The sequence below is a fragment of the Streptomyces sp. NPDC029139 genome (genome assembly GCF_055564335.1).
Window position 1 is genome coordinate 450,898 of the sequence record NZ_JBVHWN010000001.1, and the last position, 13,110, is coordinate 464,007.

11 protein-coding genes are annotated in these 13,110 nt (G+C 71.4%); 1 reads left to right on the forward strand and 10 read right to left on the reverse strand.

The genetic code is table 11. From position 1 onward, the window contains the following. Positions 1 to 29 precede the first annotated feature (29 nt). From ACZ4VW_RS01995 to ACZ4VW_RS02010, 4 genes are all read right to left on the reverse strand, one after another. Positions 30 to 2,129 carry a peptidoglycan binding domain-containing protein gene (locus tag ACZ4VW_RS01995; protein WP_467957390.1) on the reverse strand — a complete coding sequence of 700 codons (2,100 nt, stop codon included), beginning with the start codon at positions 2,127 to 2,129 and terminating at the stop codon, positions 30 to 32. A 185-nt stretch (positions 2,130 to 2,314) separates the two neighbouring features. Continuing rightward, positions 2,315 to 2,659: a DUF6113 family protein gene (locus ACZ4VW_RS02000; protein WP_467957391.1), complete on the reverse strand. Its 345-nt coding sequence runs from the start codon at positions 2,657 to 2,659 to the stop codon at positions 2,315 to 2,317. Further along, positions 2,656 to 3,549: an N-acetyl-1-D-myo-inositol-2-amino-2-deoxy-alpha-D-glucopyranoside deacetylase gene (gene mshB / locus ACZ4VW_RS02005; protein WP_467957393.1), complete on the reverse strand. Its 894-nt coding sequence runs from the start codon at positions 3,547 to 3,549 to the stop codon at positions 2,656 to 2,658. The genes ACZ4VW_RS02000 and mshB overlap by 4 nt, the downstream gene beginning before the upstream one ends. Before the next feature lie 56 nt (positions 3,550 to 3,605). Further along, complete coding sequence (locus tag ACZ4VW_RS02010) at positions 3,606 to 3,800, reverse strand: hypothetical protein (RefSeq protein ID WP_137993529.1); 195 nt, start codon at positions 3,798 to 3,800, stop codon at positions 3,606 to 3,608. Positions 3,801 to 3,966: 166 nt separating this feature from the next. Between ACZ4VW_RS02010 and ACZ4VW_RS02015 the strand changes: the two genes are divergently transcribed. Then, complete coding sequence (locus ACZ4VW_RS02015; protein WP_467957395.1) at positions 3,967 to 6,114, forward strand: prolyl oligopeptidase family serine peptidase; 2,148 nt, start codon at positions 3,967 to 3,969, stop codon at positions 6,112 to 6,114. 25 nt (positions 6,115 to 6,139) lie between these two features. Here the strand turns inward: ACZ4VW_RS02015 and ACZ4VW_RS02020 are convergent, their stop codons facing one another. From ACZ4VW_RS02020 to ACZ4VW_RS02045, 6 genes are all read right to left on the reverse strand, one after another. Next, entirely contained in the window at positions 6,140 to 7,072 is a 933-nt protein-coding gene (locus ACZ4VW_RS02020) for a hypothetical protein (protein WP_467957397.1), read from the reverse strand. A 224-nt stretch (positions 7,073 to 7,296) separates the two neighbouring features. Continuing rightward, the gene (locus tag ACZ4VW_RS02025; protein ID WP_467957399.1) at positions 7,297 to 8,367 is read right to left on the reverse strand and encodes an ABC transporter ATP-binding protein; all 1,071 of its coding nucleotides are present in this window, start codon (positions 8,365 to 8,367) and stop codon (positions 7,297 to 7,299) included. Further along, positions 8,360 to 9,343, reverse strand: a complete 984-nt coding sequence (locus ACZ4VW_RS02030) for an ABC transporter ATP-binding protein (protein WP_467957401.1) — start codon at positions 9,341 to 9,343, stop codon at positions 8,360 to 8,362. The genes ACZ4VW_RS02025 and ACZ4VW_RS02030 overlap by 8 nt, the downstream gene beginning before the upstream one ends. A gap of 6 nt (positions 9,344 to 9,349) precedes the next feature. Further along, positions 9,350 to 10,336, reverse strand: coding sequence for an ABC transporter permease (locus ACZ4VW_RS02035; RefSeq protein WP_467957403.1), 987 nt, complete (start codon positions 10,334 to 10,336; stop codon positions 9,350 to 9,352). Next, positions 10,329 to 11,252, reverse strand: a complete 924-nt coding sequence (locus ACZ4VW_RS02040) for an ABC transporter permease (protein ID WP_467957405.1) — start codon at positions 11,250 to 11,252, stop codon at positions 10,329 to 10,331. The genes ACZ4VW_RS02035 and ACZ4VW_RS02040 overlap by 8 nt, the downstream gene beginning before the upstream one ends. An 82-nt stretch (positions 11,253 to 11,334) precedes the next feature. Next, entirely contained in the window at positions 11,335 to 12,960 is a 1,626-nt protein-coding gene (locus ACZ4VW_RS02045; RefSeq protein ID WP_467957408.1) for a peptide ABC transporter substrate-binding protein, read from the reverse strand. Positions 12,961 to 13,110: the final 150 nt, after the last annotated feature.

Below are 13,110 nucleotides of genomic sequence, written 5' to 3' on the forward strand. Positions count from 1 at the left end.
GGGGCTCCTCGGTCGACGCGTGCGGAACGTCAGCCCTGGCCGGTGAGGTCGATGACCTTCGTCCGCTCGGCCTTGGTCTTGCCCATCAGGGCGTCGCGCATCACGAAGGCGACGTCGTCGGCGGAGACCTGGTGCTTCTTGCCGTCACCCTTGGTGATCATGATGCCGTCGAAGACACCGTCCAGGAGCTTCTCGATCGCCTGCTTGTCGTAGACCTCCACCAGGCGGCCGTCGACGGGCTTCATGGAGAGGATCTGCGGCAGCGACCGCGCCGGGCCGAAGTCGATCTGCTTCGAGCCGGCCTTGATCGTGATCACGCCGGACATGGCGGGCTGGGCGAACTCCTTCATCGCCCGGTCCAGCTCGGCCTGGGTGATCGTGGGCTCGCGGGTGACGACGGGCAGTTCGACGGCCTTCGACGTGCCCGTCTGGACCTGGGCCCGGAACGCGTCCCTGACGAAGATCATCGATCGGGCGACGTCCAGGCCCTTGCCCGGCTTGCCCGGCACGGCGGTGACCTTGTTCGGGGAGAACCTGATCGTGCCCTCGGTGACCGAGCCGGACGTGCCGGACACGTCCCTGAGGGCGACCGCCAGCTTCTCCTCGTCGACCGGGATCATCGGCTCGGCGACGCGCTCGCCGCCGAAGAGGGAGCCGATCACGGAGACCGGGTTGTAGTCGCTGCCCGCGGCGGCGCGGACGGTCTCCTGGCTGTCGAGGGTGAGACCGGCCTTGTCCGGGGCCAGCTCGACCGTCTTCCCGTCGACGCTGAGCTTGAGGGGCACGAGGGCGCGCTTGCCGAGGGTGGCTTCCAGCTTGTCGACCGCCTCGTCCTTCGTACCGCCGCCGATGTCGACACCGAGGACGGTCGTGCCCTTGGGGACGTCGGAGTGGTTGAGGAGCAGGCCGGCGCCGTAGGCGACGCCGACGATGCCGAAGAGACCGGCGAAGACCAGGACGAGCTTCGAGCGGCCCTTCTTCGCCGGGGCGGAGGCGGCGGGCGACGCCGTCCGGGGAGCGGCGGGCGCCGCCGGTGCGCCACCGACGACCTCGGGGGCCGAGAAGCCCCGGTCCGCGCCCGAGGGGCCGGAGGGACCGGCAGGCACGACGGGGATACCGCTGGTGAGCGTGTCTCCGGAGACATGGCCGCCGCCGGGGCCCGCAGCGGGCGGGGCGACGGTGGCCGGGCTCTGCGGGGTCAGGACGGCGGTGTCCTCCGACATGCGCGGCGTCCCCGGGAAGGGACCGCCGCCCACGGGACCGCCACCCACCGGACCGCCGGCCACCGGACCGGCGCCCAAAGGACCGGCGCCCATCGGGCTGCTGCCGGTGACGGGCCCGGTGGTCGGGCCGGTCGGCTGCTGCGGGGCGGACGGGGGGTACGGGGCGCCGTCGGGGCCGTACGTGGCCTCGTCCTGCGGCGGCGTCGTGAGGTACATCGGCGTACCGCCCGCGGGCGTCGCCGAGATCGAGGCGCCGCCGACCGTCGGGATGCCGCCGGTCGCGGGGCCGGCGAACCCGGAACCGCGGGCCGGGCCGCCGGGGGCCGGGGTACGGCGGGGCGCGCCGGGGCCGGGACCGCCGCCGGGGCCGGCGCCCCTGCCGGAGGACCCGGGGGACGCGGGCGGCGCCGACGGCGTGGGGGGCGCGGCCGGGGTGGCGGCCGGCGCCGAGGCCGAGGGAGCGGCCGGCTTGCGCGGGGCGAACCAGTCGCTGGCGGGCTTGTCCTCCGCCGTGGGCCTCGGCTCCGCGGCGGCCGGAGCCTCGGGCGCCGGGGCCGGGGCGGGAGCGGGTGCCGCGGGCGCCTCCGCGGCCGGCTCGCGCTCGGGTGCCTCGGGCTCCGCCTCCCCGACCGGCTTGCGGACCACCACGGGCGGGATGGGCCGCGAACCCGGAATGTTGATCCGGATCCGGGTGGTCAGCGTGGTCTCGGTCTTCGGCTCCTCCGGCTGCGGCGGTGCGGGCGCGGCAGCGGCGCCGGGCGTGTTGTCGGACCCGTCCTGCGTGGGGTGGAGCGACGGATACTGACGGGATCCGTACGGCGGTGTACCCGACGGGTACGCGGCTCCACCGCGCCCCTGGGCGCCGGAGGACGAACTGTCAGTCTCTCGACCAGTTTCACGACTCAAAGCAGGTTCTCCCGGTTGGCTCCACCGCCCGCTCTTGCTGGTGCTCGTGTACCCGGGCGGCTCGGCGGCGCGCACCACCATACTGGCCGTCGCCGCCAGGCACCCGACGACGGGGGATCGAGCACGGGGCATTCCGGCCGAAGTCCGGGCAGCCCTTCACAGAAGCTCCGCTCATGTCGGCCTGTTCACGGGGCAGGTCGGGGAAGCCGCGACAGGGTGGCACACATCACAGCGATGGCCATGCCGCCGAGGAGGTAGACCATCTCCGCGACACCGCCCGCGAAGACGCCGTCGCCCTCCGGCCGTCCGAGGCCGAGCAGCACGATGGCGCCGAGCCAGCCCGCCCCGGGCGCCAGCAGGCCCAGTTGGGTGTCGGTGGCCCGCAGACCTCCGTAGAAGACGCCCGCGGTGGCGAGCAGCGCCACGATCAATCCGCCGGGCAGCCAGGCGGCTTGGGCGAGGGAGCCCGCCGCGCCGACGAGGGCGCCGAGGACGAGCAGGAGGACGTACCAGACGACACGGATGCTCACGGCGTCACCACCCCCGCGAAGAGGTCGGTCTCGCGCACGCCCGCCGGTGCGCCCGGCGTGCCCTTCACCAACTGGTAGTACTCCGTGGTGAAGATCGGCTGGCCCAGGTCGTTGGAGAGGGCGAAGAAGGGTCCGTCCACGGCGATTTGGGTGGCGTGGGCCCGCATCGCGGCGACCTTCCGTGCCGCACCGTCCGGGCCGCCGTCGATCTCGGCGGTGATCAGGGCCTCGTCGACGACTCCGGGGACGTCGCCGATCGCGGCGATGCCGGGGAAGTCGGTGCCGGCGGCGCGCAGCCGGTCGAAGGCGGCCTCCGCGACGGGGCGCGGGACCCGGTTCCAGTAGATCTTCGCGACGGAGTGGGCCGGGCCGAGGTCGGGGCGGTACGAGGCGTCCGCCGCCAGGTCCGCGGCGCGCATGGCGACGCGGTGGGCCTGGATGTGGTCCGGGTGGCCGTAGCCGCCGTCGGGGTCGTAGGTGATCAGCACCTGCGGGCGGGTCTCGCGGACGATGTCGACGAGGTACGCGGCGGCGGTGTCGACGTCGGTGTTCCAGAAGGCGTTCTCGCGCCGGTTCTGCTCGACGCCCATCATCCCGGAGTCGCGGAAGCGGCCGGGGCCCCCGAGGAAGCGGTGGTCGGTGACGCCCAGCTCCTTCATGGCGGCGGCGAGTTCGCCGACGCGGTGGGCGCCGAGCCGGTCCTCCCGGTCGGGAGCCAGGTGGGCGAGCCCGGGCGGGATGACCTCGCCCTCCTCGCCGAGGGTGCAGGTCACCAGGGTGACCAGCGCGCCCTGCGCCGCGTACCTGGCCATGGTGGCGCCGTTGTTGATCGACTCGTCGTCGGGGTGCGCGTGCACCAGGAGCAGACGACGGGCTGGGAGAACCGTCATGGCCCCACCCTACGAGGCGGGGCCCGGACCGTGACGGCAGGCCGGAGAACCGCAGGTCAGAACTTGAGGCCGCCGATCATGCCCGCCACGTTCGTGGTGAGCGTGCTGATGGACGGGGCGATGGACGAGCTCGCCAGGTAGAAACCCAGGAGCGCGCAGACCGCCGCATGTCCAGCCTTCAGCCCGGATTTCCGGATCAGCAGGAAGACGACGATCGCCAGCAGCACCACCGCCGAAATCGAGAGTGCCACGGCGGTTCACCTCCATACTTCTTCGGTCGGATATTCGGACGGTCAGTTCGGCGAGCATGTGCCAGGTGTCCCTTACCCACCTAGCGCTACGGATCATAACTATGTGTGGCTCCGCATTGATGGTGTACGGGGGCACAAGGGGGCGCACAGCGCTAGGTTCGGTCGCATGACCTCCAGGCAACCGCGGTCGTTCCCGCTCTCGTTCCCTCGTCAGTACGCCCGGACGCAGCGCTTCACCCTGGGCGTCCCGCGGGCGTTCACGGTCTCCCCGGACGGTGAGCGGGTGGTGTTCGTGCGCTCGTCGTCGGGTACGGACCGCTCGCACGCGCTGTGGGTGCTCGACCTCGACGGACCGGCGGGCGGGGCCCGGGAGCGGGTCGCGGCGGATCCGGAGGCTCTGCTCGGGGGCGCGGACGAGGAGTTGTCCGCCGAGGAGCGCGACCGGCGGGAGCGGAGCCGTGAGGGCTCGGGCGGCATCGTGGGCTACGCGGTGGACGCGGCGGTGGAGTTGGCGGCGTTCGCGCTGTCGGGGGGGCTGTTCGCGGCGGAACTCAGGGCGGGGACGGCTCGGGAACTGCCGGTGCCCGGACCGGTGATCGATCCGCGGCCGTCGCCGGACGGCCGGCACATCGCCTACGTCACGCGGGGCGCGCTGCGGCTGGCGGCGGCGGACGGGGAGGGCGACCGGGCGCTGGCGGAGCCGGAGGACGCGCACACGACGTACGGTCTGGCGGAGTTCGTGGCGGCCGAGGAGATGGGGCGCTCGCGCGGCTTCTGGTGGTCGCCGGAATCGGACCGGCTGCTGGTGGCGCGGGCGGACGACCGACCGGTGCGCCGGTGGTGGATCGCGGACCCGGCCCACCCGGACCGGGAGCCGCGGGTGGTGCCGTATCCGGCGGCGGGGACGCCGAACGCGGAGGTCCGGCTGTACCTGGTGGATCTGGCCGGGGAGCGCAGGGAGGTCGAGTGGGACCGTGACCGGTATCCGTATCTGGCCCGGGTGCACTGGTCGTCGGGCGGGCCTCCGCTGATCCTCGTACAGGCGCGTGACCAGCGCACCCAGCTCCATCTGGCGGTGGACGCGACGACCGGGGCGACCCGCACGGTGCACGCGGACGAGGACCCGGTGTGGCTGGAGCTGCTGCCGGGGGTGCCCGCCTGGGCTCCGGACGGGCGGCTCGTCAGGATCGCCGACGAAGGGGGTGCGCGGGTGCTCGCGGTCGGGGACCGTGCGCTGACGAGTGCGGTGCTCCACCTGCGCAACGTCCTGGACATCGGGGAGGACGACGTCCTGGTGTCGGCGTCGGCGGGCGAGGAGGCGGCGGTTCCGGAGACCGGGGAGATCCATGTCTACCGGGTCGACGAGCGCGGCGCGGAGCGGGTCTCGGAGGGAACCGGAATTCACTCGGCGGTGCGTTGCGGCGCGGTGACGGTCCTGGTCTCCGCGCGGCCGGACGCACCGGGGAGCGTGGCGCGGGTGCTGCGCGACGGCGAACAGGTGGCGGTGATCGCCTCGTACGCGGAGACACCGGTGCTGTCGGCGCGGGTGCGCCTGCTGGAGGGGGGCGCACGGCGGATCCCGTGCGCCGTCCTGCTCCCGTCGGGGTATCGGGAAGGTGACGGACTCCTGCCCGTGCTCATGGATCCGTACGGGGGTCCGCACGGTCAGCGCGTGCTGGCCGCGCACAACCCGCATCTGACGTCCCAGTGGTTCGCGGACCAGGGCTTCGCGGTGATCGTGGCGGACGGCCGGGGTGCTCCGGGCCGGTCCCCCGCCTGGGAGAAGGCGATCGCGCACGATCTGACGCCCACGCTCGACGACCAGGTCGAGGCGTTGGGAGCGCTGGCGAAGGACTTCCCGCTGGATCTGGGGCGAGTGGCGATCCGGGGCTGGTCGTACGGCGGTTATCTCGCGGCGCTCGGGGTGCTGCGGCGGCCCGATGTGTTCCATGCGGCGATCGCGGGGGCGCCCCTGTCCGACATGCGGCTCTACGACACCCACTACACGGAGCGGTATCTGGGGATGCCGCAGGAGCGCCCGGAGGTGTACGCGGCGAACTCGCTGGTCACCGAGGACGGTCTGTCGGCGCCGGAGAACCCGGCGCGGCCGATGATGATCATCCATGGGCTGGCCGACGACAATGTGGTGATGGCCCATACGCTGCGGCTGTCCTCGGCGTTGCTGGCGGCGGGGCGGCCCCATGAGGTGCTGCCGCTGACGGGCGTGACCCATATGACGCCGCAGGAGCAGGTCGCGGAGAATCTCCTCCTGCTCCAGGTCGACTTCCTGAAGCGCTCGCTGCCCCGGGGCTAGCCCGGCATCGACACGGCCCGGCAGGTCACCAGCCGGGCGGGCGCGGGTGGGGCGGGGCCGGGGGCAGGGCCGCGACCGGCTGGTGGCGCAGGGGCCTCGCGGGGGCACCGGGGACGGCGAGCAGGACGAGCACGGCGACCCCGGCGAGCAGGTCGTAGACCGAGGTGGCGAGGATGAGCCGGCCGACGGGCTCCAGCGCGCCGAAGTGCTCGAACTGGCCGTGTTCTGCCGCGAGGGCCACTCCGGCGGCGCCCCACCCGGTCAGGAAGAGGCCGGCGAGCAGCCCGAGGGGCCGCGCGAAGGGGAGGCGGGCGAAGGCGCCCGTGGCGGCCAGCAGGAGCAGCGCGGCGAGGACCACGCTGAGCCAGGCCGGTGGGACCGCGAGTGCGGGCAGGAGGAGGGAGCGCCCGCCGGTGAAGCGGTCGACCGTGAACTCGACGGGCAGCGTGGTGGCCCAGTGCACCTCCCAGGCGGCCCCGGCGAGGCCGGCCACCTGGCACAGCACCCCCGCCGCCACGGCCGGCCCCGTGCGGGGGCGGGTCGGCGCGTCCTCCGGGAAGTCGGCGGGGCGGCGTCCGGCGGCCGCGGTCAGGACGAGCCCGGCGGCGAGGGCGAGTGTGACGAGGGTCGTGACCAGGGCGTCGGCACCGGTGGCCCACAGGCCGGGCAGCCGCAGCGCGAGCGTGACGGCACCGGTGACGGCGAGCGCCGGAGCGACGCGGGAGGAGCGCAGCGCGGCGACGGCGGTGGCGACGCAGGCGATGAGCAGGAGGGGGTCGACCAGCGAGGTGGCGGCCCTGCTGCGCGGCAGGAGGGTGTGCTCCCCCGCCCAGAGCCAGGCGAGTTCGGCCGGGGAGCCGAAGGTCGCGAGGTCGCGCAGGAGCCAGACGGCGATGACGAGTGCGAGCGCGCCACAGAGCGCGGCGCCGGTGAGACGTGCCGGTCGAGTCACTGTCACGGGGCCGATACTCACCGCTACCGCGCGGCGAAACAAGCGGTTCCGCATATTCGGCGGGCACGGCGGCCGGCCGGGACGACATGGCGCGTCCCGGCCGGCCTACGGCACCCGCACGGCCGTACGCTGTCGAGCCTGACGCGTCCGTATATCGGAGCGGGGTCGGTCAAGTTGCTGGTGCGTTAACGGATTTGACGGTGGTTTGTCCGCCCCTGCGGGGTGGGCTGCTACTCCGGCTCGCCCTCCGTCGGGACCACGTGCTTCTCCTCGGCGAAGTGGCAGGCGGAGTCGTGCCTCGCCGGAGTGTCGGCGAGCCGGAACGCCGCGGGGACGGCCAGGGCGGGCACCTCCAGGGCGCAGCGCTCCTGGGCCTTCCAGCAGCGGGTGCGGAAGCGGCAGCCGGAGGGGATGTTGGCCGGGGAGGGCACGTCCCCGGCGAGGATGATGCGTTCGCGGCGGGCGCGGGCCTCCGGGTCGGGCACGGGGACCGCGGAGAGCAGCGCCTGGGTGTAGGGGTGCGTGGGGTGGTCGTAGATCTCGGTGTCGGTGCCGATCTCGACGATCCGGCCGAGGTACATCACACCGACCCGGTCGGAGATGTGCCGCACGATCGACAGGTCGTGGGCGATGAAGACGTACGACAGGGAGAACTCCTTCTGGAGGTTCTCCAGAAGGTTCACGACCTGGGCCTGGACGGAGACGTCGAGCGCCGAGACCGGCTCGTCGGCGACGATGATCTCCGGCTGGAGGGCCAGGCCGCGGGCGATGCCGATGCGCTGGCGCTGACCGCCGGAGAACTGGTGCGGATAGCGGTTGATGTACTCGGGGTTGAGTCCCACCACGTCGAGCAGGTCCTGGACCTTCCTGCGGCGCGAGCCCTTGGGGGCGACCTCGGGGTGGATCTCGTACGGCTCTCCGATGATGTCGCCGACGGTCATCCGGGGGTTGAGCGAGGTGTAGGGGTCCTGGAACACCATCTGGATGTTGCGCCGGACCGCGCGCAGCGCTTTCGGGGACATCTTCGTGATGTCCTCGCCCTTGTACGAGATGGTGCCGGCCGTCGGGCGCTCCAGGTTGACCAGCATCTTCGCCACGGTCGACTTGCCGCAGCCCGACTCGCCCACGATGCCGAGGGTCTCGCCCGGCGCGAGATCGAAGGAGACGCCGTCGACCGCCTTGACGGCGCCGACCTGCTTCTTGAACAGGACGCCCTGGGTCAGGGGGTAGTGCTTGTACAGGTCCCGGACCTGGAGAATCCCCTCGCGCTGGAGGCTGGCCTCGCCGCGAGCCTCAACCATGGAGGCACTCCTTCCAGTAGTGGCAGGCGCTCCCGCGCGGGACGGGGGACTCGGTCACCTCGTAGAGCGGCGGCACGTCGGTGCGGCACCGGTCCTGGGCGAGGGGACAGCGGGGGTTGAAGGCACAGCCGGGCGGGATGGCGAGGAGGTTCGGGGGGAGCCCCTTGATCGCGTACAGCTGCGAGCCCTTCTGGTCCAGGCGGGGAATCGATTCGAGCAGGCCCTTGGTGTAGGGGTGGGCGGGCGCCTTGTAGATCTCGTGGACGGGGGCGTGCTCGACGATCCGGCCGGCGTACATCACGGCGATCTTGTCGGCGACGTCGGCGACGACACCGAGGTCGTGGGTGATGAGGATGAGGCCCATGGCGAGTTCGCGCTGGAGCTCGGCGAGGAGGTCCATGACCTGCGCCTGGACCGTCACGTCGAGGGCGGTCGTCGGCTCGTCCGCGATGATCAGCTCGGGCTCCAGGGCGAGCGCCATCGCGATCATGATGCGCTGCCGCATGCCGCCGGAGAACTGGTGCGGATACTGCCCCACGCGTTCCTTGGCGGCCGGGATGCGGACCCGGTCCATCAGCTCGATCGCCTTGGTCCGCGCGTCCTTGCGGGACATCCCCCGGTGCACCTGAAACATCTCGCCGAGCTGGTCGCCGACGCTGATGACGGGGTTGAGGGAGGAGAGCGCGTCCTGGAAGATCATCGCCATCTTCGCGCCGCGGACCTTGCGCCGTTCCTCCTCCTTGAGCTTCAGCAGGTCCTGGCCCTGGAAGAGGATCTCGCCGCCGGTGATCTTGCCGGGCGGGATGTCGAGGATGCCCATGACGGCCTGGGCGGTGACGGACTTGCCGGAGCCGGACTCGCCGAGCACGGCGAGCGTCTCGCCGGCGTCGACCGAGTAGCTGACGCCGTTGACCGCCTTGGCCACCCCGTCCCGGGTGTGGAACTCCACGTGCAGATCGCTCACTTCGAGCAGCATGGGCGCCTACCTCAGCTTCGGGTCGAGGGCGTCGCGCACCGCGTCGCCGAGCATGATGAACGCGAGCACGGTGACGGCGAGCGCGCCCGCCGGCCAGAGCAGCATGTGCGGGGCGTTGCGGATGTACTGGGAGGCCGAGGAGATGTCGATGCCCCAGGAGACGGTGGGCGGCTTGAGCCCGACTCCGAGGAAGGAGAGGGTCGCCTCCAGGGAGATGTACGTGCCCAGCGCGATGGTCGCGACGACGATGACCGGGGCCAGGGCGTTGGGTGCGATGTGGCGGAGCAGCATGCGGGAGTTGGAGGCGCCGAGCGCGCGGGCCGCCTGCACGTAGTCGTTCTGCTTGGCGGTGATGACCGAGCCGCGGGCGATGCGGGAGATCTGGGGCCAGCCGAGCAGCACCATGAAGCCGATCACGGGCCAGACGGTGTTGCTGGTGACGACCGACAGCAGGACCAGACCGCCGAGGACGACCGGGATGGCGAAGAAGACGTCGGTGATCCGGGAGAGGAACCCGTCCCAGCCGCCGCCGAAGAAGCCGGCGAGTCCGCCGAGGACGGAGCCGAGGACGGCGACGCCGAGGGTGGCGAGGACGCCGACCGCGACGGAGGTCCGGGCGCCGTAGACCGTACGGGTGTAGACGTCGCAGCCCTGGCCGTTGAAGCCGAAGGGGTGGCCGGGCTGGGAGCCCTCCTGGGCCCTGGCGAGGTCGCAGTCGAGCGGGTCCCCGCTCGCGATCAGCGAGGGCCAGAGGGAGATGACCACCAGGAAGAGGATGATCAGGCCCGAGACGATGAAGACCGGGTTGCGGCGCAGATCGTGCCAGGCGTCGGACCACAGGGAGCGCGGCTTGCCGGCGGGGCCGGTGCCCAGGGGCCCGCCCGGGGTCTTCTCCAGGGACTCGCCCTCCTCCATGGCGAGGTCCACGGCCCCGCCCGCCCCCGTGTGATCGATGGCGCGCCCGTCGTCGAAGGGCTCGAGAGGCTCAGGCATAGCGGATCCTCGGGTCAAGGACGGCGTACAGGAGGTCGACGAGCAGGTTGGCGACCAGGAAGACCAGGACGAGGACGGTCACGAAGCCGACGACGGTCTGCGTGTTCTGGCGCACGATCCCTTGGTAGAGCTGGTAGCCGACGCCATGGATGTTGAAGATCCGCTCGGTGACGATGGCGCCGCCCATGAGCGCGCCGACGTCGGCGCCGATGAAGGTGACCACCGGGATGAGGGAGTTGCGCAGGAGGTGGCGGGTGATGACCCGGCGGCGCGGCAGGCCCTTGGCGACGGCGGTGCGGACGTAGTCGGCGCGCTTGTTCTCCGCGATGGAGGTGCGGGTGAGCCGGGTGACGTACGCGAGGGAGACGGAGGCGAGGACGAGCCCGGGGACGATGAGCTCGTCGAAGGTGGCCTCGGGCGAGACGGCGGGCTTGATCCAGCCCCACTTCACGCCGAGCAGCAGCTGGAGCAGCAGACCGGTGACGAAGGTCGGGATCGAGATGACGACCAGCGTGAGCAGCAGTACGGAGGTGTCGACGGGCCGGCCGCGGCGCAGGCCGGTCAGGACGCCGAGGGTGATGCCGATGACGATCTCGAAGAGGATCGCGACGATGGTGAGCCGGATGGTGACCGGGAAGGCGCTCGCCATCAGCTCGGTGACCGGCTGGCCGTTGAAGGCCGTGCCGAAGTCGCCGGTGAAGAGATTGCCCATGTAGATCAGGTATTGCTGCCAGACCGGCTTGTCGAGGCCGAACTCCTTCTCCAGCTGGGCGGCGGTCGCCGGGTCGCAGGCGCGGTCGCCGCAGAGGCCGGCGATGGGGTCGCCCATCACGTTCACCATGAGGAAGATCAGCAGGGTGGCGCCGATGAAGACCGGGATCATCTGCAGCAGGCGCCGGATCACATAACGTCCCATGAGGGGCTCCGGGGGTGTGGGGAAGTCGTACGGCCCGGCACGCGGGGGAACGCGGGGCCGGGCCGTACGCCGACGAGCTGCGTCAGCCGACCTTGATCTCGTTGTAGACCGGGACGCTGAACGGGTTGAGCGCCACGTTGGAGACGCGCTCGGAGTAGCCCGCACTGCCGTTCTGGTACCAGAGCGGGATCGCGCCCATGTCGTCGCGGAGGACTTCCTCGGCCTTCTGGAAGGTCTCGACGGCCTTGGTGATGTCGGACTCCGCGTTGGCCTGGTCGACGAGCTTGTCGAACTCCGGGTCGGTCCACTTGCCGTCGTTGGACGAGGCGTTGGTGTAGTAGAGCGGCTGGAGGAAGTTCTGGATGAGCGGGTAGTCCATCTGCCAGCCGGCGCGGAACGGGCCCGTCATCTTCTGCGTGGTGACCTGGTTGCGGTAGTCGGCGAAGGTGCCGATCGGGTTGCCGACGCAGGCCCTGTTGTTGCCGAGCGCGTTGTTGATGGAGTTGCAGACGGCGTCCACCCACTCCTTGTGGGAGCCGGTGTCGGCGTTGTACGAGATCTTCATCGTGCCGCCGGGGATGCCGCCGCCCTCGGCCACCAGCTTCTTGGCCGCTGCGGCGTCGTACACGCAGAAGTCTCCGCAGACGTCCTTGTAGCCGCCCTCCTCGCCGAGCACCGGGGAGGTCCAGTCCTTGGCCGGGGTGCGGGTCTTCTGGAAGATCGTCTCGGTGATCTGCTCACGGTTGATGGCGCGGGAGATGCCCTGGCGGAGCTTCTCCTGGCCCGGCTTGTTCCACGCGGGGTCGTAGAACGGGAAGGAGAGGGTCTGGATGATGCCGGCGGGGACGTTGATGTACCGGTCGCCCAGGTCCGCCGAGACGTTCTTGAGCTGGGAGGCGGGAACGTCGTCGACGAGGTCGAGGTTCCCGGCCGTCAGGTCGGTGTAGGCGGTGTTGTTGTCGGTGTAGACCTTGAGGGTCACACCGCCGTTCTGCGCCTTGTCGTTCCCGGGGTAGCCGTCCCAGCGCAGCAGCTCCATCTGCGAGCCCTTGGCGTACGAGCCGACGGTGTACGGGCCGTTGCCGACGGGCTTGGCCAGCCAGCCGGCGTGGTCGTCGAAGAACGCCCGGGGCAGCGGGGCGAAGGCGGCGTAGCCCAGGGTGTCCGGCCAGGTCGAGAACTTCTGGCTGAGCTTGACCGTGAAGGTCTTGTCGTCGACGACCTTGAGGCCGGACATCGTCTCGGCGGTCGGCTCGCCCTTCTCGGGGTGGACCTGCTCGTACCCCTCGATCTGGCCGAAGAAGGAGGCGTTCTTCTGGTTGTTCTTCAGATGGGCGCCGTAGTTCCAGGCGTCCACGAAGGACTTCGCGGTGACCTTCTCGCCGTTGGAGAAGGTCCAGCCGTCCTTGAGGGTGATGGTGAAGTTGGTCGAGTCCGTCGTCTCGATCTTCTCGGCGAGCATGTCCTTGGCCTCGCCGGTCTTCGGGTCGTACTGCTTGAGTCCCCGGAAGATCATGGACAGGACCTTGCCGCCCTGCACCTCGTTGGTGTTCGCGGGCTCCAGGGGGTTCTGCGGGTCACCCCACGAGGAGCTCACGATCCCGTCGGCGCCACTACCGCCACCGTCGTCGCCACCGCCGCAGGCGGTCGCCATGAGGGCGACGGCGGCGGCCAGTGCGGCCCACTTGGCGTGCGTGGCTCCGCGCATGAAGTGCCTCCCGAGTGTCCTAAGTGTCACTGAGAGACCCAATATCACCCGATTACGGGCGCTATGCACGTTCTCCACGCCCATACGGAGAACACGACGAGGGCGCCCCGACCGAACCGGTCGGGGCGCCCTCGCGCGTACGGCGGAAGA

Bases quoted from the DNA above. Each gene is read 5' to 3' on its own strand.
- mshB (WP_467957393.1), bottom strand. From the start codon at position 3,549: ATGACGGTTCTCCCAGCCCGTCGTCTGCTCCTGGTGCACGCGCACCCC.
- ACZ4VW_RS02015 (WP_467957395.1), top strand. From the start codon at position 3,967: ATGACCTCCAGGCAACCGCGGTCGTTCCCGCTCTCGTTCCCTCGTCAG.
- ACZ4VW_RS02025 (WP_467957399.1), bottom strand. From the start codon at position 8,367: ATGGTTGAGGCTCGCGGCGAGGCCAGCCTCCAGCGCGAGGGGATTCTC.
- ACZ4VW_RS02030 (WP_467957401.1), bottom strand. From the start codon at position 9,343: ATGCTGCTCGAAGTGAGCGATCTGCACGTGGAGTTCCACACCCGGGAC.
- ACZ4VW_RS02035 (WP_467957403.1), bottom strand. From the start codon at position 10,336: ATGCCTGAGCCTCTCGAGCCCTTCGACGACGGGCGCGCCATCGATCAC.
- ACZ4VW_RS02040 (WP_467957405.1), bottom strand. From the start codon at position 11,252: ATGGGACGTTATGTGATCCGGCGCCTGCTGCAGATGATCCCGGTCTTC.
- ACZ4VW_RS02045 (WP_467957408.1), bottom strand. From the start codon at position 12,960: ATGCGCGGAGCCACGCACGCCAAGTGGGCCGCACTGGCCGCCGCCGTC.